The following is a 22,645-nucleotide window of genomic DNA, read 5'->3' as shown; positions in this document are numbered from 1 at the left end:
GTGCCAGCGTGCTGCCAACTCTACCGCAATTCGCAGCAACAGAGACAAGAAAGCCCGGCAATACCGGGCTTTCGATTACAGCAGCGTCAGCAGCGCTTGCAGTGGATGCTTCGGCTTCACCTGCTCAAAGCGCTTCACCTGACTGCGGCAAGAATAGCCGGTGATCAAACAACGCTCTTTAGGCAACTTGTCTAAGCTGGGTTTCCAGCTCAAGCCATAAATGTCTTTCGACATCTGCAGCTTATCCACTTCGTGACCAAACGTCCCCGCCATGCCACAGCACCCAACGGGCACGGTTTGCAGCGTCGCACCAAAGTGCGCAAAGATGGCGCCCCACTCTTTCTCGGCGTTTGGCATTTTGGTTTTCTCGGTGCAGTGCGCCAGCAAATACCACGGCTCTTCTTGACCGGCATCACGCGCCTCAAACTCACGCAGACGCGGTTGCAACCATTCGTGTACGGTCAGCACCTGATAATCACCGCGCTCAGCGCCCAGCACTTCCACGTATTCATCGCGGTAACACAGCACCAACGCCGGATCGACACCCACCAGAGGAATGTTGAGATCCGCGACTTGAGAGAGAAACGCCGACGTATTGGCCGCCGTGGTGCGGAACTGTTGCAAGAACCCTTTGATGTGCTGCGCTTTCCCGTTGGGTTTAAACGGCAGCAGAATCGGTTTTTTGCCCAGTTTGACCGCCAAGGCGATGAAATCTTCCACCACATCCGCATCGTAGTAACTGGTGAACGGGTCTTGCACGATGATCACATGTTGATCGCGATCGGCCTGCGACAAAGAGGCCAAACGCTGCATGTCAAAGTGCGCCACCGGATGACGACGCGTGCGCTGTGCCAGCGTCGGCACCGACAGCAGCGGCGCATCAACGTAACCCACGGTTGACGCAGTCAGGTTTTGTACCCATTTCTGCGCGATCACGCCATTGACCAATCTCGGCGCTTTGCCCATCACCGGCAACATGCTTTCAATGTTCGCCACCAAGTAATCCTTCACCGGACGTTGGTAACGGGAGTGATAAATATTGAGGAAGCGCGAACGGAAACTCGGTACATCGACTTTAATCGGACACTGGCTGGCACACGCTTTACACGCCAAACAACCATTCATCGCTTCATATACTTCATGCGAGAAGTCGTATTCGTGACGCTTGTTCATGCGGTTACGCACACGCTCAATCATGGTTTTGATGGTCGGCGCGGTTTCCAGTGTCTGTTTTTCCAGATCGAGAATATCGATGCCCTGCTCAGTCAGTTGGCGCAACCATTCACGCACCAGACCCGCGCGGCCTTTGGGTGAGTGGCGGCGATCTGCAGTCACTTTCATTGATGGGCACATTGGCGAGCTGGTGTCGTAGTTAAAGCACAAGCCGTTGCCGTTACACTCCATCGCTTGCTTGAAACTGTCGCGCACTTGCACGTCGATTTGGCGATCAAAGTAACCGCGCTTGGTATCAGACACTTTGACCAATTCAAAGTTGGTGTCGAGCGGCGTACAAATTTTGCCTGGGTTCATCTTGTTGTGCGGGTCAAATGCGGCTTTCACACGGCGCAGCTCGGTAAATAGTTCGTCACCGAAAAACTCAGGGCCATATTCAGAACGGTACCCTTTACCGTGCTCACCCCACATCAAGCCGCCATATTTCGCGACCAGTTTGACCACTTCATCCGAGACTTCATGCATCATCAGCTCTTGCTTGGGATCACACATGTCCAGCGCTGGGCGCACGTGCAACACGCCAGCATCCACGTGACCGAACATGCCGTAAGCCAAGCCTTTGGAATCAAGCAACTGGCGGAACTCTGCAATAAAGTCAGCCAAGTTTTCCGGCGGCACGCAGGTATCTTCGGTAAACGGAACCGGTTTTGCACGGCCTTTCGCCGCGCCCAGCAGGCCCACCGCTTTTTTCCGCATATTGTAGATACGGTTGATGCTTGGCAGATCGTCACACACTTGGAAGCCGATAATGCCCGCTTCCTGATTCGCGACCATTTGCTCTAAGCGAGCGGTCAAGACCGCCACTTGGGATGCCACCAGCGCGTCATCTTGGTCAGCGAATTCGACAATATTGATGCCCTGCATCGTCTTGCCCGGTACGTCAGTGATCAAGTCGCTCACGCTGTGCCAAACGATGTCTTCTTTCGCAAGATTCAACACTTTCGAATCCACGGTTTCTACCGACAACGCATTCGCTTCCACCATCACCGGCGCATTGCGCAGTGCCGAGTCAAAGCTGTCGTATTTGATGTTCACCAACGTGCGCGCTTTCGGAATGCGCGTCAGGTTCAGTTTGGCTTCAGTAATGAACGCCAAAGACCCTTCTGCACCACACAACACGCGGGTGATATTAAATTGATCGGTTGCTTCATCAATCGCGTTTTTCAGATCGTAGCCGGTCAGAAAACGGTTCAGCGGCGGGAATTTCTCCACAATTTGCGCGCGTTTTTCGCGGCACACCGTTTCGGTCACCTGCATCGCCACGTCAGCATATTCTCCCGCATTCGGCAAACCGCGTGATAAATCGGTTTCGAGCATCGAACCGTCGGCAAACACCGCTTGCAGCGACAACACGTGATCGGAAGTTTTCCCGTATTTCAACGAGCCTTGCCCCGACGCATCGGTATTGATCATGCCGCCGAGCGTGGCGCGGTTGCTGGTGGACAAATCGGGTGAGAAGAAGAACCCATATGGACGAACGGCATCGTTGAGTTGATCTTTGATCACGCCCGCCTGCACACGCACCCAACCCTCTTCGGCATTCACTTCAAGAATTTGGTTCATGTGACGCGACAGATCCACCACCACGCCTTTAGTCAGCGACTGGCCGTTGGTGCCTGTGCCGCCGCCACGCGCTGAAAATGTCACGCGCTCGAATTCCGGTTTAGTGCTAAGTTTACCGATAAGGGTGACGTCGTGAGTCGATTTGGGGTGAATCACCGCTTGCGGCAGCTGTTGATACACGCTGTTATCGGTGGACACAGCCAAACGGCTTGAATATTGCGTTTCAATGTCGCCGCTAAAACCTGCTGCTTCCAGTTCATGCAAAAAGGTTAAAACAACGGGGTCGACATCGGATTGGAGATGAAGTCTTGGTAACATTTGCTTCCTGCCCGTACTGCGCTGATCCGATCAGCTCTGGGTTGAGAGTTAATTTTGGAATTAATCTTTGAATCAGGTCACTTTACAACATTTAAAAAGGTGATCAAATCAGAATCTCAATGCCAGAATGAATTGAAAGGGAATTTATTGTGGGCGACACGCCAAATCGGTCAAGTTGCAGCCAAAACACACATAAATGTGGGTCAAAGTACATACGCAATCGTTTAGCTGAGAAGTTTTCTCTTCACGATTGATGGTTTGAATGGTGGGGAATGTGCACATTGCACTACTCCTTTTCGACCGATAAGGATACGCTGCTTATTCCGCTTTTCGTCTTATTAGCATCTACGGACAAATACATGAAAAAAAATAAAATCGTGACCACCGAAGACATTTTATTGAAGCTGTGCCAATCAGTTTCAAGCGTGCTTACTTCAGCCACAGGTTCAACCATTTCTTATTCTGCGATGGTGCAGAAGATCAACAAAACCTCATTGAAACCTGATTTTGGTTGCTTCGTTCTGTTCGACGGCGGGTTCACTGGCTTGGTCGTGATTAACTTTACGGCGAAAGCCGCTCTGGAAGTCTACGCGAACTACATGCGTAACATGGGCATGCCGGAAGAAGAACTGGCCGTTCTGCACACCTCCGATGAAGTGGGCGACGTCTTGGGAGAACTGATGAACCAGTTGGTCGGCGATTTCACCAAGAAAGTACGCAAAGAGCTGCAAACCAACATCACGCAAAACCAACCTAAAATGCTGTCGCTGAACAAGCAGGTCATTCTGTCGGTCGACACTAACCTCGATCGCCCGCAAGCACGTCGCGTCACCTTCTCCACCGAAAACAACAACATCTTCTACCTTGAGCTGGCAATGGATAAAACCGAATTCATCCAGTTGGAAGAGTTTGAAGTGCAGGAAGACGAAAGCCCAGATTCGATTCTTGAAGCCACCCAACAGAAAATGGCCACCAAGAAAGAACCGGCAAAAAGCAACGACGTTGACCCTTCTGACCTACTCGACGAACTGGGTTTGTAATCCATTGACGCGCCAATCTTTGAGGAGATTCTTTGAGGAGATTGGCGCTCCGCCTTTAAATTCCATGACAGAAACGTTAAAATAGCCAACTTTTCTTAATGCCGTAGAAACGTTTTTCGCATGTCGATGGATAAACAAAAAGCCCTCAAAAAAATCGCGAAATGCCTAGAGTTAGGCAATTCAGCCAACGTGAACGAAGCTGCGAACGCCATCAAGATGGCGCACCGCCTGATGCTCAAGTATGGCTTGGACAAAGATGACATTGAGTTTATCAAAATGGGGAAAACGCAGTCGACGCACTTGCTGCCGGCTTCGATTTCATCTGCCATTTTGCGTGTCATTCGCGGTATCAACACCAAGTTTGGCGTTGAAGCGGTGCTGCTCAATCACAAAGGCCTGAAACGCGTGGAATTCATCGGCGAAGCGGACCGCGCCATCTTTGCGGCGTTTGCGTTTGATATCGTCTATCGCGAGATGAACGAACAGACCGGTCAATTCCGCAACAGCTTTGCTGGCAGCGGCACATCGAACCCAGAAGTGCAGCGTCGCGTGAACTCATTCCTCTCGGGTTGGGTCGAAGGCGCACTGGAAAAATTGCCGATCATCACGCCAGATGAAGAATCTGCAAATAAAATCAATAGTTATATTGATAAAGAATTCAAAAACATAGACCGCGAAACCTTTAAGCAGCAATTGCGTGAAGCGATGAAAAACCTCACCGCCGATTACGAAGTTGGGCTGAAAAAAGGTCGTCGAATTTCGGTCAGCCGCCCCATTGATGGCGCTCAAGCGCCTAAGTTATTGAAGTAAATCCTTCGTCAAACCTGAGTAAAATCGTCTAAGCTTGCATTGACGACAAGGCTGTTTTTTCGTTTATTGCATGCGGAAAAAATAATGACTCATGGAGATGACGTTTTGAAAAAAATAACTCTGGCATTGGCCGTGTTGATCGCACTTTCTGGCTGTGCAGCAACGCAGCGACAGAACGCAACCACCGGTGAAACCGAGACAAACTCAGCCACCAAAGGCGCATTGCTCGGCGCCCTAGCGGGTGCTGCGGTGGGCCTTGCAAGTGGTGATGATGCCAAAGAGCGTCGTCAGCGTGCGCTCATCGGCGCCGCGGGGGGTGCTGCAGTGGGCGGTGGCGTCGGCTACTACTTTGACCAACAAGAAGCTGCGCTTCGTCAAGAGCTGCTGAACTCTGGCGTTCAAGTCGAACGTGTGGGCGAAAACCAATTGGTGCTGCGGATGCAAAACGGCATCGGCTTCCAAACCAACTCATACCAGCTCGACTCGTCTATCCACAACACGCTGCGTGGTGTGGCAAAAATTCTGGTCGAATACCCAGACACCAGCCTTGTGATTGACGGTCACACCGACAGCACAGGTAGCGACACCACCAACCAAATTTTGTCTGAACGTCGCGCGGAATCCGTTCGTTCGTTCTTACTGTCTCAAGGTGTTGCCGCAGGCCGTGCCATTGCGCGTGGCAATGGTGAACGTTACCCACTGTGCACCAACAGCACCGCGGATGGCCGTTCATGTAACCGCCGCGTTGAGATTCAAATTCTCCCGCTAAAATGATTTAATGAGCCAGCCACAATGATGGGATGTGTCTGAACATCAATGACTTAAGCCTGGCATAACGCCGGGCTTTTTTAATAAGGATCGTGATCGGGTATGCGCCACTTCGTTCGAGGATTGCTCGTTGCTCTTACTGCACTGCTGACATTCAGCGCACAAGCCGACATTTCAGATTTGATCACCTTGGCCAATCAGGGCGATCGTAACGCGCAGTATCAGCTCGCCGTTGATTATCAACGTGGCCATAACACGCCTGTCAGTCAAGACGATGCATTCTATTGGTTTCAACAAGCCGCAGAAGGCGGCCACACGCCCGCAATGGTTCAGCTTGCCAACGCCTACGTCGCCGGAGCTGGCACAGACAAAGACATCCACAAAGCACTCTTTTGGTTGATCAAATCCTTGGTGGACGGCAATCAGAGCGCTGCTGTGCATATCGGGCAGTTGTATCAAAGCTTAACGCAATCACCGAGCCCAGACGCGATGGCGGAGATTTGGTATCACAGCGTCGCCGAACACAACCCACAAGCGGAGCAATTGTACGCGCAATTACTGGAGCAGAAATTCAACCAGCAGCGTGCGCGACAGGTGTCGTCCATCGAACAATTGGAAAGTGCCATCGACGCCTCCACCGCCCAACCCACACCCGTGGTGACCACCACGACGCAACACCAAACCGAAAGTCTGATGAGCGATTACCTGTTCATCGTTCTGGTGGTGTTGGTGATCGTCTGTTTGCTCTCGGCTTATCGCTATGTCAAACAGGCCAAACGTCGCCAATCCACGCACGAGCAGGAAGACTATGCCACCAAACTCAACGCGCAATCCGGCATCGTTAAACAACAAAAGCGCCAGTTAGAAACCCTCTATCGCGAACTGAAATCTCTGCAAAACGCGCAAGCCAATCAAAATCAGGATCATAAGTTATCACTGGCCTGTGCGATGTTTGGTTTTCATCCCAGCCAGCTTCCCGATGAACGCAGCATCAAGGTGCGATACAAACAACTGTCGAAAATCTACCATCCCGACATGAAGGGCAGCGAAGAGGAAATGAAGCGTCTGAACGGCGCCTTAAAGATTATTATTAACCATGTTAATAAGTAGTTAATTCAACATTCATTATTCTGATATTGTTTTTCCATGATTGCTCGCAGCCCTTATGGCGCAATCGATTACTCTCGCAAGATCCATAACAAACACTTAACTTCCCCCAGTTGACTATGCGATAATTCGCCGCGAATTAAACACCTGAATCAGGTGGGGAGAAAACATGTTCACAATCGAAGGCATTTGCGACTGGTGTAAACAACCCAGCCTGCTGACTAAACACGAATATATCGACGGTAAATCACACTACTCTTGTGCTAAATGCAATGAATTTGCGCGTATGGATGTACGACAATTTAATATTGCCGAGCAAGCGTTGCGAGAACGTCGAGCCCAGCAGGCCGCATTCAGACCTTAACCCGAGAAAAGAGCGCCAGGATGGCGCTTTTTTGATCGCCGCCCTTCCGTATATGTTCTTGTCTCCTTTTTATCTTCTTTTTTCTTCTCTTCTTTTGTCTCTGTCGATCTCCGTCGTCAAACACGCGCAATGAAGCCTCGTCTCCATTCCCCTTCGGATGTCTATACAGGGGTTTGCTTGCTATACAGGTCGTTGAACAGTATTCGCGTCACCGTAAAGCACCACCGCGATCACAAAACATCGCACTTGGCGAACAAAAAACACACAACCAAATTCAACAAAATAATAAATATAATCAATAGGATAAACTTAAAACCGCGCATCATTGATTTGAATTCGTGCATTCCATAAGCGAATTATCACTTGATCAGTACCGCATTTGATAATACTGTATACACATACAGCATGTATGAAAGGACAGTATTATGCTTCACGCAGATTTCAAGACCACACGTTTTGTAAACCACACTTACAACACCACCCGTTACACCCCACAAGGGGCTAACACCGGCATGATGTCTCGCCTGGCTAATTTATCGCAGCAGCAACAGTGGATTCTTTACACTGCCCAGTGCCCGCGTCCTCAATACGATGAGCTCAATGCACATCACGTACAGTGCGGAAAAATTATTCATATGAAACCTTCTCAGTCTCACTCCGAAATCGAAATCGTGATGAAAGCGATTCAATCCGGCAACGCCAGTGCGATTGTGGCCTCGGGCAACATCGACATCGTCAGCCAAAAATTGCTGGCACAATTGGCGGCTAAACATCACTGTGAAGTCTTCTTCCTCTCCGGCATGCCGACCGCTTTCCATTAATTGTGCTTTCCATTAAGGATGATTATCACTGTCTTTTCCCTCCGTTTCGGCGGAGGGCTTTTCTGCCGTGCTCACGGATTCCCCCTGATCTTCACATTCCCCCACTGTAAAATAGAGTGACCAGACAAAGCACTGAGTTATTTAAGCAAACGTTTGCTTTTTCTCTGGCGACAGAAAATAGTTCTGGTATGATGCGCTCAGTATTTGATATCTCATCCCGTTTTTACGCTACGGATATCTTCTCTCAACGACGTTTGAAATAAGATAGGAATGTCTAAATGAGCCTTGCTGACCAAGTTCTTGCCGTCAATGACGACCTCCCCATCCGCACCAACCAACCTGTTCACAGCGGCAAAGTCCGCTCGGTATACTGGCTAACTGAAGACGACAGCCGTCGCCTGATCAAAGAAAAAGGCTACAACGTTGCCGAAGATGCGCCACTGGCCATCATGGTGATCAGTGACCGAATTTCTGCTTTTGACTGTATCTGGCACGCCGAAGGCGGCGTCAACGGGGTTCCGGGCAAAGGTGCGGCACTGAACGCGATTTCAAACCACTGGTTTAAGCTATTTCAAGAGAATGGCCTAGCCGATAGCCACATACTGGACATCCCTCACCCGTTTGTGTGGATCGTACAAAAAGCCAAACCAATCAAGATTGAAGCGATTTGCCGCCAGTACATCACCGGTTCGATGTGGCGTGCGTATTCAAAAGGCGAACGCGAATTCTGTGGTATTGCGCTGCCAGAAGGTCTGGAAAAAGATAAAGCGCTGCCAGAACTGCTGATGACGCCATCAACCAAAGGCATTCTGAAAGGCATTCCCGGCGTACCGGAAGCGGACGACGTCAACATCACACGTCAGAACATTGAAGATAACTTTGCAGCATTCAACTTCAGCAAAGCGTCAGACATCGCGCTGTACGAAAAACTGCTGAAAGAAGGCTTTGGCGTGATCAGTGATGCGCTGAAAGCAATTGGTCAGATTTTCGTCGACACCAAGTTTGAATTTGGCTACGTGACCGATGCCAATGGCGTTGAAAAACTGATCTATATGGATGAAGTGGGTACGCCTGACTCATCTCGCATTTGGGATGCGCAAGAATACCAAGCGGGTAAGATTGTCGAAAACTCAAAAGAAGGGTTCCGTCAGTTCCTGCTGAACTACTTCCCAGATCCAGACATTCTGCTCAACAAAGAGCGCATGCCTGAGCGTGAAGCACTCGCACGTGATAACGCGTTACCTCTAGAATCACTGATGGACATCTCGCGCACTTACCTTGGTATTGCCGAGAAAATCGTCGGCCATCCGATTGAGCTGAGCACGAATCCAAAACAGGAAATCATCGACGTACTGGCAAAAGAGTACGGTTTGATCGATTAAGTGTTTCATCCCGCATGAAATAGAAAAACGGTCCCGCTGATTCAGCCGGACCGTTTTTGTTGGTGTCGATGTCAAGCGAGCGCGATGGATACCCACCCATCGCGTTCTTCTGATCATCAGGCCATACCTGCGAACAGCCTCAATGAAATCAACATCGGTTAGATGAGTGTGCTCAGCGCTTGCTTGACTTTGTCTAGGCCTTCACGCAGTACATCTGCCTCAATCGTCAGTGGTGGCAGGAAGCGAATCACGTTGCCTTTCACGCCACACGAAAGCAAGATCACACCCTGATCGCGCGCCGCAGCCACCAACGATTTCGTCAGTTCGGCCATCGGTTTGCCATCGTTCGGGTCAATAAACTCCATCGCGATCATTGCGCCCAAATTGCGCACATCCCCGATTTGGGGCCAGCGTTGCTGCCACGATTTCAGTTCAGTTGTCATCACTTCACCGATATCCAGCGCTTTTTCACACAAACGCTCTTCTTCGATGATCTTGAGCACTTCCAGACCCGCCACACAACCGAGCGGAGAACCCGCATAGGTGCCGCCCAAGCCACCCGGCGCTGCCGAATCCATCACTTGTGCTTTCCCCACCACGGCTGAAATCGGGAAACCACCTGCAATGCCTTTGGCCATGGTCATCAGATCCGGCTCAACGCCCAGATATTCGGTGGCAAACAGTTTGCCGGTGCGAGCAAAACCCGTCTGAATTTCGTCGGCGATCAGCATGATACCGTGACGATTACACAGCTCACGCAGTGCATGAGCAAACGCTGGGGGAGCGGCGTAGAAGCCGCCCTCTCCCTGCACAGGTTCAAAGATGATCGCGGCCACACGTGAGGGCTCGATATCACACGCGAACAGATCATCCAGCGCCTGTAAACTTTGCTCAATAGAAATACCGTGCACATCATTTGGGTACGGCACGTGGAAAATTTCGCCCGGGAACGGACCAAAGCTGCTCTTGTAGGGCGCCACTTTACCCGTCAGTCCCATGGTCATGTTGGTGCGGCCATGGAAGCCGCCTTTAAACGCAATGACGCCCGATCGGCCAGTATGAGCACGCGCGATTTTCACGGCGTTTTCCACCGCTTCAGCGCCAGTGGTCAGAAAGATCGCTTTCTTCTCTGAAGGGCCCGGCGCGCGGCGGGTCAGCGCCTCAGCCAGCTCGATGAATGACGCGTACGGCGTCACCATCGAACAGGTGTGGGAGAAACGCTGCAATTGCGCGGTCACGGCAGCCACAATGCGCGGGTGCGAGTGGCCGGTGTTGTTGACCGCAATCCCCGCAGCGAAATCGATGTAACGATTGCCTTCGATGTCCCACAACTGCGCGTTATTTGCTTTTTCCACGTAAATCGGACTCAGGTTCGCCATACCATTGGCGATCACCTGCTGCTTTCTTTCCTGCCATTGAGAGTTATTCATCGCTATGTTCCTTATCCTTTGAGTCCGCCAAAGCAGAGGTATTTGATGTCCAGATATTCATCGATGCCTTGTTTGGCACCTTCCCGGCCGATGCCGGATTGTTTGACGCCGCCAAATGGCGCGACTTCCGTTGAAATCATGCCGTCGTTGATGCCGACCATGCCGTATTCAAGTGCTTCCGCGACCTGCCAAATGCGGGCAATGTTCTGGCTGTAGAAGTACGCCGCCAAGCCGTAAATGGTGTCGTTGGCCATCTCAATCAGTTCAGCGTCGCTGTGGAAACGAATCACCGGCGCAACCGGGCCGAAGATCTCTTCCTGCACGATGTCCATATCGTGGCGGACATCCGTCAGAATGCACGGCTGAATAAACAGACCATCCAGCGACGCTTTGCCCGTCAATTGAGTCGCACCCTGCTCGACTGCAGTTTCAATCAGCGCCAGAATGTTCTCTTTGGCCTTTTGCTCAATGACCGGGCCGACCGTCACGCCATCATCCAAGCCATTGCCTACGACGAGCTTTTCCACTTCTTGTTTGAAACGATTGACGAACGCGTCATAGACGGAATCATGCACGTAGAAACGGTTTGCGCACACACAGGTTTGCCCGGCATTACGAAACTTCGATGCCATCGCGCCTTTCACTGCTAGTTCAATGTCCGCATCATCAAACACGATGAACGGCGCGTTGCCGCCAAGTTCCATCGACATGCGTTTTACGCTGCTTGCGCACTGCGCCATCAGCAGTCGACCGACATGCGTCGATCCGGTGAACGACAACTTGCGAATCAGCGGGCTGGTGGTAAACAGCTCACCAATCATGGACGACGATTCATTGACCACCAGTTGCAATACATCGCGCGGCACACCTGCCTGATACGCTAGCTCTGCAACCGCAAATGCCGACAGCGGCGTCTGGTTGGCCGGCTTGCAGATGAACGCGCAGCCGGCCGCCAGTGCTGGCGCCGCTTTGCGGGTGATCATCGCAATCGGGAAATTCCACGGCGTGATGGCGCAAGCCACACCGATCGGCTGTTTGATGGTGACGATGCGTTTGTCACTGGCCGGTGTGGGAATCGACTCGCCGTACGTGCGTTTGCCCTCTTCAGCAAACCATTGAATGAAGCTGGCGCCGTACGCCACTTCGCCTTTGGCTTCCGCCAGCGGCTTGCCCTGCTCCAGCGTCATCAGGCGACCGAGGTCATCCTGATTGGCCATAAGCAAGTCATACCAACGTTCAAGAATGGCGCCGCGCTCTTTTGCGGTGCGCGTTTGCCATGCTTTTTGTGCCAAATGTGCGCGTTCAATTGCATCCAGAATTTCGCCTTCACTTTGGGTCGGAAGGTAACCTAAAACATCGCCGGTCGCCGGATTTGAGACGGCCAACTCCATGCCGCAGGGTTCACCAAGGAACGCCAGCAGCGCTTTATTTTTTATCTGTTCCATTTTGTTTACCTGAGTGACGTATTAACGAGCGGCGGGAATCTGCTGGGTAATACAGTGTATGTTGCCGCCACCGAGCAGGATTTCTCGCGTGGCGACGCCAATGATCTCGTAATCGGGCAGCGCCGTTTGCAGCACCGCGATCGCTTGCTTGTCCATCGTGTCATCCAGCAGCGGCAGAAAAATGCTCTGGTTACACATCAGAAAATTCGCGTATGAGCCGCCGAGTCGTTCACCCGCCGCGCGCTTCATCCCTTGTGAAGCTGCAATGCCCGCAGCTTCATGTTCATCCAGATAGAGCGGCCCGGGAATCGGCAACTTGTGCACCACAATGCGCCGGCCCTGTGCGTCGGTTTCACGCTTGAGTACATCGTATGCTTGGCGCGAAATTGCATACTGCGGGTCAGATTCATCGTCGCACCAACTGAGCACCACTTCACCCGGCGCAATCACGTGCATCAGGTTGTCGACATGGCCGTCGGTTTCGTCGTTAAACAGACCGCGCGGCAGCCAAATCACTTTGCGAATGCCCAGATATTGTGCCAGTTGCAATTCAATCGCTTCACGGCTCAGATGCGGGTTGCGCCCCGGAGACAACAAACACTCTTCCGTGGTATACAGCGTGCCTTCGCCATCGGTGTGAATCGCGCCGCCTTCCAGCACAAACGGCGCTTGGTAGTGGTCGACATTCAGTTGATTGCAGATCTGCCCCGCCACTTGGTCGTCTTCACGCCAGTGTGCATACAAACCATTGTATTCACCGCCCCACGCATTGAATTGCCAGCTGATGCCGCGGCGTTCGCCGTCAGCATTCACCACCATCGTCGGGCCGATATCACGCATCCACGCATCGTTGTATGCCATTTCCACCACCGAAATCGGCTCAGGTAGCAAGGCACGCGCCGCCTCAAGATAGTCCGCGGTGACCGCGACGGTGACTTTGGCTTTGCGGCTGATCGCCATCGCGACATCCGCAAAAGCGCGCTGCGCAGGCTCACCGTTGTCGCGCCAGTTGTCCGGGCGAAACGGCCACGCCATCCACACTTGCTCCTGTGGCGCAAATTCGGCCGGGAAGTAAAATCCGTTCTGTTGAGGTGTGCCGGTAAGTTCCATATCCGACCTCCGCGTTATTGTCCGGTCAGCGACTGAATCGCGCCGTAAAGATCCGGACGACGGTCGCGGAACAAGCCCCAGCTATGACGCGCTTGAGCCGTCTGCTCAAGGTCGATGGTCGCATAGAGGATGGTCTCTTCATGGCGCTCCGCTTCCGCCAGTTTCTTCCCGGTGTGGTCGGTGATAAATGATGAGCCGTAGAAGGTGGTTTCGATGCCATCATCGGTTTCAACGCCGGTGCGGTTAGACGCAATCACCGGCACCAAATTCGCCGCCGAGTGGCCTTGCATGGTGCGCTGCCAATGGTCGCGTGAATCCAGCGTGGGATCTTGTGGCTCCGAGCCAATCGCAGTGGGGTAGAAAATGGCTTCTGCGCCCGCGAGCGCCAAGCTGCGCGCCAACTCAGGGAACCACTGATCCCAACAGATACCAACACCAAAGCGACCAAAACGGGTATCCCACACTTTGAAGCCCGTATCGCCAGGGCTGAAGTAGAATTTTTCGCTGTAACCCGGCCCATCCGGAATGTGCGATTTGCGGTAGTTGTCCAGCACGGTGCCGTCCGCATCCACCATCACCAGTGAGTTGAAAAAGCTATTCCCTGCTTTTTCAAAGTAAGACACCGGAATCACCACATTGAACTCTTTCGCCAACAGGCTCATCTCTTTAATCAGGCGGCACTGGTCGGTTTCTTCGGCCAGCGAGAAATATTTCGCTTCCTGCTTTTTGCAGAAATACGGCGCGGCAATCAGCTCCTGCAGCACCACCACATTCGCGCCATGTGACGCAGCTTCCGCCACCGCTAGACGGATCTTGTTGAGGTTCTCTTCCACATCCCAAGAGATCGCCAATTGAACACACGCAAAGGTTACGTTTCTAGACATCGGATTGTTCCTTTTACTCGCAGGCTGATTAAATCGCTAATTTGTCGCGCAGGTTGTAGTACGCCGCGCCGAGCGCAGTGAATGGCACTTGGAAGTGGCGGCCACCCGGGAAGGCGTAATGTTTGAGCGATGCAAAGGCATCGAAACGTTCCGCGTGACCAGTCAATGCTTCTGCCAGCAATTTGCCCGCCAGATGCGTGCACGTCACACCATGGCCGCTGTAGCCTTGCAGGTAATAGATGTTATCGGCAAAGGCACCGAACTGCGGCATGCGCGAGTACGTGAGCAGGAAGTTGCCCGTCCAAGCAAAATCGATTTTCTTGCCTTTGAGTTGTGGGAACACGGTTTCCATCTTCGGACGAATCAGTTTTTCGATGTCGTTTGGATCGCGCGCGCCGTACACCACACCACCCCCAAACAGCATGCGGTTGTCGGCCGTGAGGCGGAAATAGTCCAGCAGATAGTTACAATCTTCGACACAGTAACGCTGTGGTAGCAGCTCGCTTGCCAATTCATCACTCAGCACTTCGGTAGTCACAATCTGAGTGCCGCACGGAATCGCCTTGTTACTGATATTGGGCGCCAAACCGCCGAGGTATGCGTTGCCAGCCAACACCAGATATTTGGCTTTGACCGACCCGTTCGCCGTGTGCGCAACAGGGTTCGCCCCTTTTTCGATGCGTGTGACTGCCGACTGTTCAAAGATCTGCCCCCCAAGAGACAAAATCACTTCAGCTTCACCCAGCGCCAGTTTCAGCGGATGAATGTGACCGCCACGCATATCAAGCAAGCCGCCTTCGTAGGCGTCGGTGCCGATCATGGTTTGCAGCTCTTGTTTATCCAGCAGTGTCAGATCGTGGTTGCCGTAGCGTTCCCAATGATGTTTGTGCGCGGCCAGCCCAGCTTGTTGCTTCTTGTTGACCGAAGTAAACAGGCCGCCCTGACGGTAATCACAATCGATGTTATGGTCTTTGATCAGGCCACGAATGATGTCGCCGCCTTCGAAAATCATGTTGCACAGTGATTGCGCCACATCCGGTGAGTAACGTTTCTCAATCACGTCGACATCACGGCTGTAGCTGTTCACAATTTGGCCGCCGTTGCGACCGGTGGCGCCAAAGCCCACTTTGGCACTTTCCAGCACCACGACTTTGAAACCTTTCTGCGCCAGATGCAGCGCTGAAGAGAGGCCACTGAATCCAGCGCCAACAATACAGATATCGCACTCCATGTCGCCTTCAAGCACAGGGAAATCACGATGGTAATTCGCCGTTGCGGCGTAATATGAACTGGTATGATTAATCACAGCTAACTCCTTTTAGTACGAGCCCAGACGTAGCCAGGTCGTCTTCACTTCCGTAAATTTTTCCAATGCGTGCAGCGATTTGTCGCGTCCGTTGCCACTCTGTTTGAACCCGCCGAATGGCACCGTCATGTCGCCTTCGTTGTAGTTGTTGATCCACACCGAACCGGCCTCTAGTTTGCGCGCCACGCGGTGAGCGCGGTCGAGATCAGAAGTCCACAATGCTGCGCCCAATCCGTATGGGGAGTCATTGGCAATCTGAATCGCTTCTTCTTCGGTTGAGAATGGAATCACACACAATACCGGGCCAAAAATCTCTTCCTGCGCCACGGTCATGTCGTTGGTGACATTGTCGAGAATGACTGGTGACACAAACGCGCCTTTGCATTGCACGCTGCCGCCGCATAATTGAGTTGCGCCCTCGTCCACGCCCTGACGAATGTAGCTCAGCACTTTGTTCTTGTGCTCTTGGTCAATCAGCGCACCCATGCTGCTGCTTGGGTCGAGTGGATCTTTCGGGGTGAAAGCTTCGCTGGCGGCAATCACTTTGCGGACAAACTCATCTTTGATGCTCTCGTGTACCAGCAAACGAGTCGCCGCAACGCAGACTTCGCCTTGATTGTAGAAACAGCCAGCAGCCGTTTCTTGCGCTGCTTTATCTAAGTTTTTGTAATCGGCGAACACGATATTGGCGTTCTTACCGCCCGCTTCCGCCCACACGCGCTTCATGTTGGACTCGCCTGAGCAGATCATCAGTTGGCGCGCAATGCGAGTGGAACCGGTGAACGCAATACAATCGACGTCATGATGACGCGCCAGCGCATCGCCCACTTCGTGCCCAAAGCCCGGTAGGACTTGGAAGACGCCGTTCGGCAGCCCGGCTTGTTGCGCCAGTTGACCCAGGAAAATTGCAGTCAGCGGGGATTTTTCGGACGGTTTGAGGATCACGCTGTTGCCTGCCGCCAATGCCGGACCAATTTTCCAGCACGCGAGCCACAACGGGAAGTTCCAAGGAACGATGGCGGTCACAACACCGACCGCCTGATGTGTAATGTAGGCGTGAACATTGTGTTCGGTGGTCGCGACTTCGCCATACACTTTGTCGATGGCCTCCGCATACCAACGGAGGCAGGCAGCCGCGCCCGGAATGTCAGTCTGATAGCTGTGACTGATGGGTTTTCCTGTGTCTAAGGTCTCCAGCAGCGCCAGAGTCTCTCTCTCCTGTTCAATCAGATCGGCCAGTTTCAGCAGAACTTGTTTTCTCGCGGCCGGTGACTGACCGGCCCATTCTCCGCTTCGGAAAGCGCCCTTTGCATACTCAACTGCGGCTATCGCATCCTGATCATTGCATCGTGCCACGTAGGCGATGACTTCTTCAGTGGCGGGGTTGATGACTTCAAACGTCTCGCCGCTGAGTGAATCCTGATATTGACCATTGATGAAGGCTCGTCCTTCAATATTGTGTTGCTGCCGCAAATCCATCCATTGCTGTTGAGTTTTCATCACGCTTCCTTAACAAAGAAAACGTCTAGAAGCTTGGCGGCGTATGAGCACTAATGATCCGGCAAACTCTATCCGTTTTATTGGTAAATTTATGAGGCACGTTGGTATCGAAGAGGTAACACTCACCCTCGCGAATCACATAAGTTTTATCGCCCAGAGTCAGTTCAATTTCACCTTCGAGTACCGTTCCGCTCTCCTCGCCTTCGTGTTTAATACTGATCACACCGGTATCGGTATGAGGTTGAAAACACTCAATCAAGAAACCCATTCGGCGTTTATCACGCCCATCACACACCAATCGCATCGATACCCGTTCGTTACCGATCTCAATTAACTGTTCCGGCGCGATCACCACAGGGCGATCATCGATCTCTTGATCCTGAGTAAAGAACTCGGACAGAGACAGATTGAATACTTTCACAATCTTGTGCAGCGAACTGACAGAAGGACTCACTTTGTTGTTCTCAATCGACGAGATGGCGCTGTGAGTTATATTGGCTTTTTCCGCCAGTTCACGTTGAGATAATTTGTGTTCCTTACGCAGTTGCGCAATTTTTTGACCAATTGAATCCGTTTCCATTTATAAGACTCCGACGTTCCGAAGCGGCTATGATAAACCGATCGAATAGAATTCTGGAAAAGATCCTTTGACGAGATTGCCATTCTGGGTGCCATTGCACACCAATGAAGTACGGATGACCCTTGAGGCTAAAGGCTTCAACCAATCCATCCGGCGCTTCGGCCTCTTTCGTCAAACGCGGCGCTAATTGATTGACCCCTTGACCATGCAGCGAATTGACGTCGATTTCCTGCGTGGCATTCAGCCAATGTGCAAAGCTGCCGTTGGAAGATATTTTTACCGTATGCACGTCAGCATATTTTTCATTGAAATCCGAACTCGCGCTTTCGCGGTGATCCATAAAGCCGTCGGTCTCGTGCACTTTCGGGTGCAGTGTGCCGCCCAAAGCCACATTCATTTCCTGAAAACCGCGGCAGATACCCAGCAGCGGAATCTCTTGTTCGATGCAGTGATCAATCAGTGAAAACGACAACGCATCACGAGACTCATCCGTTTTCGGTTCATCGTGCGTGGCCGCATAACGATGCGGGGCGACGTTCGAGTGACTGCCGGTGAGTAGCACACCATCCAGCATGCTCAGCAGTTGTTTGAGCTCTTGCGCATCCGCGCCTGCTGGCAACAGTAGTGGCGAAGCTCCGGCATCACGAACCGCATTCAGATACAACTCATTCACGCTCTGTACGTCATACCCTTCTACTTGCTTACGACAACAAATCACGCCAATCACGGGCTTCGTCATTCCGTTCTCTTTATTCATCGCGACGTCCTACTCGCTTGTTCAATATATTTACCAAACTAAAACCCAAAAACCAAAAGCACAACCTGAAATTAACAAAAAAGACACAAAATATGATCTTCGTTAAAAATTTCTACCAAAAAGGCATTAATTATTGCCAAAAACACAAAGCTTGTTAAATATAAGTTACATATCAGCCATACGGAGTGTCTGAAAATGGACGGATTCACACAAGAAGTTAAAAATTTTAAACAAGAATGGCCCGAGATTCGTTTCATCGATCTCATTTTTCCCGACATCAATGCGCGACCACGCGGCAAACGCATCCCCATTGAAGCGCTCGATAAAGTGGACAAAGGCGTCTATCTGCCACTCTCCACACTGTCATTGAGTGTGCATGGCAAGGTGGTGGAAGAAGCGGGATTGGGAGAAGCGATTGGCGAACCGGATCATATTTGTTATCCGATTGCAGGCACCTTAACCCCAACCTTTAACCCCGAAGTCGGCCAGATCATGCTCAATATGATGGACCGCAAAGGGGAAAAAGAGACACTGATGTCACCGCGTGTGGTGCTGTCTCAGATGATGGAACGCTTACACGCAAACAACCTCTTCCCAGTCACCGCGATTGAACTTGAGTTCTACCTCATCGATAAAAACCGCAACGACAAAGGCGAAATCCAACCTCCCGTCAACCCGATTCATCAGGGACGCGAATTCAAATCGGATGTGTACAACATCGAAAATCTGGACGATTACGCCGACTTCCTCAGCGACCTCAACATCGCCGCGCAAGCTCAGGGCCTCAATACATCTGGCGCACTGTCTGAATCGGCTCCGGGCCAATTCGAAATCAACTTCAACCATCAAGCTGACGTCATCAATGCCTGCGATCAGGTGATTTATGCCAAGCGTCTGATCCGCCAAGTGGCGCTCAAACATGGGTTTGATGTGACCTTTATGGCCAAGCCGTTCGCCGACGAAGCGGGTAATGGCATGCATATTCACCTGAGTGTATTAGACGAGCACGGCCAGAATCGTTTCTCGGACACCCATGGTGATTGCAGCCCGTTTTTTTACAAAACATTAACCGCAATGCTTGCCATGATGCCGGAATCTATGGCACTACTTTGTCCGAATGTGAACTCCTACCGACGCTTCTGCCCGATGATGTACACCCCAACCCGGGCAGACTGGGCAGAAAACCATCGTGGTGTGGCCCTTCGAATCCCGATGAGTGACAGCAAAAACCGCCGCATCGAGCACCGGATTGCCGGCGCGGACGTGAACCCTTACCTGCTTGCAGCCGTCGTACTGAGCGGCCTGCTCGCCAGCCAACAATTCGTTCCAGAGCAATGCCCTCCCGCTCTGGATGAACACGCAGCCTCTTTGCCAACGCGCATGGCGGATGCACTCAGAACACTGAGTTCCAGTGAACTGATTGGCATGTATTTGCCACAAGACTTTGTTTCGCTTTATACCGCATGTAAAGACACGGAGCTGAGGGAGTTTGAACAAGCAGTAACGCCACTGGAAGTGGAATGGATGCTTCATTCAGCCTAATTGAGAAAGGATCTCTATTTATGACGACTAAAAACCCAGCAATCAAGATGCAACCCGCATTCGACTTTAAAAGTCTGATTGCGGTCCTTGGTATCGCAGTGCTCATTGGCATTTTTGCGACCATCGGAACCCACCACCAGCCTGATACGGCATATGGCTGGTACAGCATACTGCCTACGGTCTTCGTTCTGGCCTTCGCCCTGCTGACCCACCGCACGGTGGAAGCGCTGTTCAGTGGTGCGATTGTCGGCTTGATTATGCTTAACCCGACCGAAGTAGTTGGCGGCGTGGTCGACATGTCGATGTCAGTGATGATGGATGAAACCATCGCCTGGCTGATTTTGGTGTGTGGCCTGATGGGTGGCCTGATCACGATTCTGGAGAAAGGCGGCAGCATTCTCAGTTTCAGTGAAGTGTTGGTGACGAAAGTAAAAAGCAAGCGTCAGTCCATGCTGCTCACTTTCGTGCTGGGTATTTTGGTCTTCATCGACGATTATCTCAATGCAATCGCGATTTCATCGTCCATGAAGCGCATCACCGACAGCTACCAGATTTCCCGCGAAAAGTTAGCCTATTTGGTTGATTCAACCGCCGCGCCAGTGTGTATCTTGATCCCCATCTCGACTTGGGCGATTTTCTTCGGTTCGTTGCTCGAAGCCAACAATGTGGCAGAGACCGGAAAAGGCGTTCAAGCGTACATCGAAGCGATTCCTTACATGGCCTACGGCTGGGTAACGCTGCTGGTGGTATTCTTGGTGGCGATGAACAAAATTCCAGACCTTGGCCAAATGAAAATTGCTGAGCAGCGCGCACAAGCGGGTCAAGTTCAGCCGGACGGTGGTGTGGATATTTCGATTGGTGAAGATGTCACGGCGCATCCAAACTCAACCATGGGCGTGATGAACTTCGCGCTGCCGATGGTCGTGTTGGTTGGCGCAAGCTGGTACTTCGACATCGATCTGCTGGCTGGGGTATTTGTAGCGATTATTTTCACCATCTTCCTGTACGGCGTGCAACGCTTGATGCCAGTGAACTCCATGTTCGAAGCGATTTACGACGGCATCAAGATCATGATGCTGCCGCTGGCCACGGTGATCGGCGGCTTCATGCTGAAAAACGTCAACGATCAACTGGGCCTGACTTCTTACGTGATTGAAACCGTGACGCCTTGGATGTCGCCTTCGCTATTCCCAGCGATCATCTTCTTGGTGATGACTGGCCTAGTGTTTGCCACCGCATCGTCTTGGGGTCTGTTTGCGGTTGCAATGCCCATCGTGTTCCCATTGGGCGAGCAAATGGGCGTGCCTGTGGCCCTGACCATCGGTGCATTGCTCTCTGCATCAGCAGCAGGCAGCCACTCATGTTTCTTTAGTGATTCAACCGTGCTGTCGGCACAAGGCAGTGGCTGTACATCGATGCAACACGCCATCACGCAGTTCCCATATGCGCTGATTGGTATTGTCGCAACCACCCTGTTCTTCCTGTTTATCTGATCCCATCGGTCACCCAAAAGCGAGGCTTCGGCTTCGCTTTTTTGTTTTCACACCCTGAATATACCCAATCAAGCGTGCGTTCCATTTTTTGGGCAGTAACGTTCCAGTTATTTTTCTCGCCACAAAGCGTACTCACCAGTACAGTTTCTCCATCTTTTCTCCCTTTATAAACGAGTGACACGATGAAGAAATCAATCATTGCATTGGCAGCGCTGGGCACCTTAGCGCTTGGCGGCTGGAAATACTGGCAGCAACAACAATGGGTCACCACCGACAACGCGTATGTCAAAGCCGACGTGACACTGGTCTCCCCCGAAGTCAGCGGCCGTGTCACCCACCTGTTTGTGCGCGACAATCAGTGGGTCAAAGCGGGCGATCCGCTGTTCCAAATTGATGATCAAGACTATCAAGCGAACGTCAACATCTCTCAGGCTGCCATTGCAGTGGCGCAATCGGCATTGGCCAATAACGCCTCACGCATGCAGTTGCAGCAGGTCAGCATTGAACAGGCGAAAACAGCAATCGAAGGCGCGAGCGCCAATGCGCAATTTCAGCAATCCGAACGCCAGCGTTTTCAACAGCTGCTGAAGTCAGCCTCGGTGAGCCAAACCGCATTCGATCACCAGAACACCCAAGCGATCAACGCCAAAGCCAGCCTGAAAAATGCACGTTTAGCATTAGATGCCGCCCATCAACAGCTCAACACGCTGGCCGCCGAACGCGAACAACTGAATGCTCAGCTCAAACAAGCACAGTCCAAATTGGCGCTGAATACCATTGCGTTACAACGCACGATGGTCAAAGCGCCGGTAGATGGCTTTATCGCCAATCGTCAGGTGCAAGAAGGGAAATTTGTCCAGCCCGGCATGGGCACGATCACGCTCATCCCCGAAACCGTGTGGCTGAATGCCAATTTCAAAGAAACCCAGCTCAGCCATTTGATCGCTGGCCAAGCGGTGGATGTGCGATTGGATATGTATCCAGATACCGTGATTGCTGGCTTGATTGATTCGATTACGCCCGCAACTGGCGCGCAGTTCAGCATGATTCCGCCGCAAAACGCCACCGGTAACTTTGTCAAAGTGGTCCAGCGCGTGCCGGTAAAAATCACCCTGACCCTGCCCGATTCGCTCAAAGGCCGCGTCTATCCGGGTTTATCCGCCGTGGTCAGTATCGCGCTCCAGCCTTAAAG

General features: G+C 52.0%; 20 protein-coding genes. 10 read left to right on the top strand and 10 right to left on the bottom strand.

The window, feature by feature from the left end; genetic code table 11:
* Window positions 1-75: 75 nt before the first annotated feature.
* Together ACF8PK_RS08450 and ACF8PK_RS08445 are read right to left on the bottom strand one after the other, a co-directional pair.
* Window positions 76-3,114, bottom strand: coding sequence for an FAD-binding and (Fe-S)-binding domain-containing protein (locus tag ACF8PK_RS08450; protein WP_392440749.1), 3,039 nt, complete (start codon window positions 3,112-3,114; stop codon window positions 76-78).
* 144 nt (window positions 3,115-3,258) lie between these two features.
* On the bottom strand, window positions 3,259-3,396 hold the full coding sequence (locus tag ACF8PK_RS08445) for a hypothetical protein (protein ID WP_392440747.1): 138 nt from the start codon (window positions 3,394-3,396) through the stop codon (window positions 3,259-3,261).
* Window positions 3,397-3,473: 77 nt separating this feature from the next.
* On the opposite strand from ACF8PK_RS08445, the gene ACF8PK_RS08440 reads away from it, so the two are divergent.
* The 7 genes from ACF8PK_RS08440 to ACF8PK_RS08410 all read left to right on the top strand — a co-directional run bounded on the left by ACF8PK_RS08440 (window position 3,474) and on the right by ACF8PK_RS08410 (window position 9,406).
* On the top strand, window positions 3,474-4,154 hold the full coding sequence (locus tag ACF8PK_RS08440) for a DUF3334 family protein (RefSeq protein ID WP_038151248.1): 681 nt from the start codon (window positions 3,474-3,476) through the stop codon (window positions 4,152-4,154).
* Window positions 4,155-4,280: 126 nt separating this feature from the next.
* The gene (locus tag ACF8PK_RS08435; RefSeq protein ID WP_038151448.1) at window positions 4,281-4,964 is read left to right on the top strand and encodes a DUF2786 domain-containing protein; all 684 of its coding nucleotides are present in this window, start codon (window positions 4,281-4,283) and stop codon (window positions 4,962-4,964) included.
* A 105-nt stretch (window positions 4,965-5,069) separates the two neighbouring features.
* Window positions 5,070-5,738: an OmpA family protein gene (locus ACF8PK_RS08430; protein ID WP_014205245.1), complete on the top strand. Its 669-nt coding sequence runs from the start codon at window positions 5,070-5,072 to the stop codon at window positions 5,736-5,738.
* Between the two features lie 96 nt (window positions 5,739-5,834).
* Window positions 5,835-6,842, top strand: a complete 1,008-nt coding sequence (locus tag ACF8PK_RS08425; RefSeq protein WP_392440745.1) for a hypothetical protein — start codon at window positions 5,835-5,837, stop codon at window positions 6,840-6,842.
* A 166-nt stretch (window positions 6,843-7,008) separates the two neighbouring features.
* On the top strand, window positions 7,009-7,203 hold the full coding sequence (locus tag ACF8PK_RS08420) for a hypothetical protein (RefSeq protein WP_014205247.1): 195 nt from the start codon (window positions 7,009-7,011) through the stop codon (window positions 7,201-7,203).
* Window positions 7,204-7,628: 425 nt separating this feature from the next.
* Complete coding sequence (locus ACF8PK_RS08415; RefSeq protein ID WP_392440743.1) at window positions 7,629-8,024, top strand: hypothetical protein; 396 nt, start codon at window positions 7,629-7,631, stop codon at window positions 8,022-8,024.
* A gap of 278 nt (window positions 8,025-8,302) precedes the next feature.
* The gene (locus ACF8PK_RS08410; protein ID WP_004726236.1) at window positions 8,303-9,406 is read left to right on the top strand and encodes a phosphoribosylaminoimidazolesuccinocarboxamide synthase; all 1,104 of its coding nucleotides are present in this window, start codon (window positions 8,303-8,305) and stop codon (window positions 9,404-9,406) included.
* Between the two features lie 158 nt (window positions 9,407-9,564).
* Here the strand turns inward: ACF8PK_RS08410 and gabT are convergent, their stop codons facing one another.
* Genes gabT through ACF8PK_RS08370 form a run of 8 tightly spaced genes read right to left on the bottom strand, consistent with a single transcriptional unit; the run spans window position 9,565 to window position 18,418 of the window.
* Window positions 9,565-10,836: a 4-aminobutyrate--2-oxoglutarate transaminase gene (gabT, locus tag ACF8PK_RS08405; RefSeq protein ID WP_392440741.1), complete on the bottom strand. Its 1,272-nt coding sequence runs from the start codon at window positions 10,834-10,836 to the stop codon at window positions 9,565-9,567.
* An 11-nt stretch (window positions 10,837-10,847) separates the two neighbouring features.
* Window positions 10,848-12,281, bottom strand: coding sequence for an NAD-dependent succinate-semialdehyde dehydrogenase (locus tag ACF8PK_RS08400; protein ID WP_392440739.1), 1,434 nt, complete (start codon window positions 12,279-12,281; stop codon window positions 10,848-10,850).
* Between the two features lie 21 nt (window positions 12,282-12,302).
* Window positions 12,303-13,391, bottom strand: coding sequence for an agmatine deiminase (gene aguA, locus ACF8PK_RS08395; RefSeq protein WP_392440738.1), 1,089 nt, complete (start codon window positions 13,389-13,391; stop codon window positions 12,303-12,305).
* A gap of 14 nt (window positions 13,392-13,405) precedes the next feature.
* On the bottom strand, window positions 13,406-14,275 hold the full coding sequence (aguB, locus tag ACF8PK_RS08390) for an N-carbamoylputrescine amidase (RefSeq protein ID WP_014205253.1): 870 nt from the start codon (window positions 14,273-14,275) through the stop codon (window positions 13,406-13,408).
* Window positions 14,276-14,303: 28 nt separating this feature from the next.
* The gene (locus tag ACF8PK_RS08385; protein WP_004726241.1) at window positions 14,304-15,581 is read right to left on the bottom strand and encodes an FAD-binding oxidoreductase; all 1,278 of its coding nucleotides are present in this window, start codon (window positions 15,579-15,581) and stop codon (window positions 14,304-14,306) included.
* A gap of 12 nt (window positions 15,582-15,593) precedes the next feature.
* The gene (locus ACF8PK_RS08380) at window positions 15,594-17,081 is read right to left on the bottom strand and encodes an aldehyde dehydrogenase (RefSeq protein WP_014205254.1); all 1,488 of its coding nucleotides are present in this window, start codon (window positions 17,079-17,081) and stop codon (window positions 15,594-15,596) included.
* Between the two features lie 25 nt (window positions 17,082-17,106).
* Window positions 17,107-17,661, bottom strand: a complete 555-nt coding sequence (gene puuR, locus ACF8PK_RS08375) for an HTH-type transcriptional regulator PuuR (protein WP_004726243.1) — start codon at window positions 17,659-17,661, stop codon at window positions 17,107-17,109.
* Window positions 17,618-18,418: a gamma-glutamyl-gamma-aminobutyrate hydrolase family protein gene (locus tag ACF8PK_RS08370; RefSeq protein ID WP_392440736.1), complete on the bottom strand. Its 801-nt coding sequence runs from the start codon at window positions 18,416-18,418 to the stop codon at window positions 17,618-17,620. The genes puuR and ACF8PK_RS08370 overlap by 44 nt, the downstream gene beginning before the upstream one ends.
* A 195-nt stretch (window positions 18,419-18,613) precedes the next feature.
* Here ACF8PK_RS08370 and ACF8PK_RS08365 point away from each other — a divergent pair, with 195 nt between their 5' ends.
* The 3 genes from ACF8PK_RS08365 to ACF8PK_RS08355 all read left to right on the top strand — a co-directional run bounded on the left by ACF8PK_RS08365 (window position 18,614) and on the right by ACF8PK_RS08355 (window position 22,643).
* On the top strand, window positions 18,614-19,960 hold the full coding sequence (locus tag ACF8PK_RS08365; RefSeq protein ID WP_392440734.1) for a glutamine synthetase family protein: 1,347 nt from the start codon (window positions 18,614-18,616) through the stop codon (window positions 19,958-19,960).
* A gap of 20 nt (window positions 19,961-19,980) precedes the next feature.
* Window positions 19,981-21,453, top strand: a complete 1,473-nt coding sequence (locus ACF8PK_RS08360) for a Na+/H+ antiporter NhaC family protein (RefSeq protein WP_014205256.1) — start codon at window positions 19,981-19,983, stop codon at window positions 21,451-21,453.
* Window positions 21,454-21,635: 182 nt separating this feature from the next.
* Window positions 21,636-22,643 (top strand): HlyD family secretion protein, encoded by a 1,008-nt coding sequence (locus tag ACF8PK_RS08355; protein WP_014205257.1) that lies wholly within the window; start codon window positions 21,636-21,638, stop codon window positions 22,641-22,643.
* Window positions 22,644-22,645 lie beyond the last annotated feature (2 nt).

It is taken from the genome of Vibrio sp. CJQ_6 (assembly GCF_043106745.1).
In the GTDB taxonomy this organism is placed as follows: Bacteria; Pseudomonadota; Gammaproteobacteria; order Enterobacterales; family Vibrionaceae; genus Vibrio; species Vibrio furnissii.
Note: the sequence above shows the minus strand (reverse complement) of the source record. Positions and strands in the feature narration are given on the sequence as shown.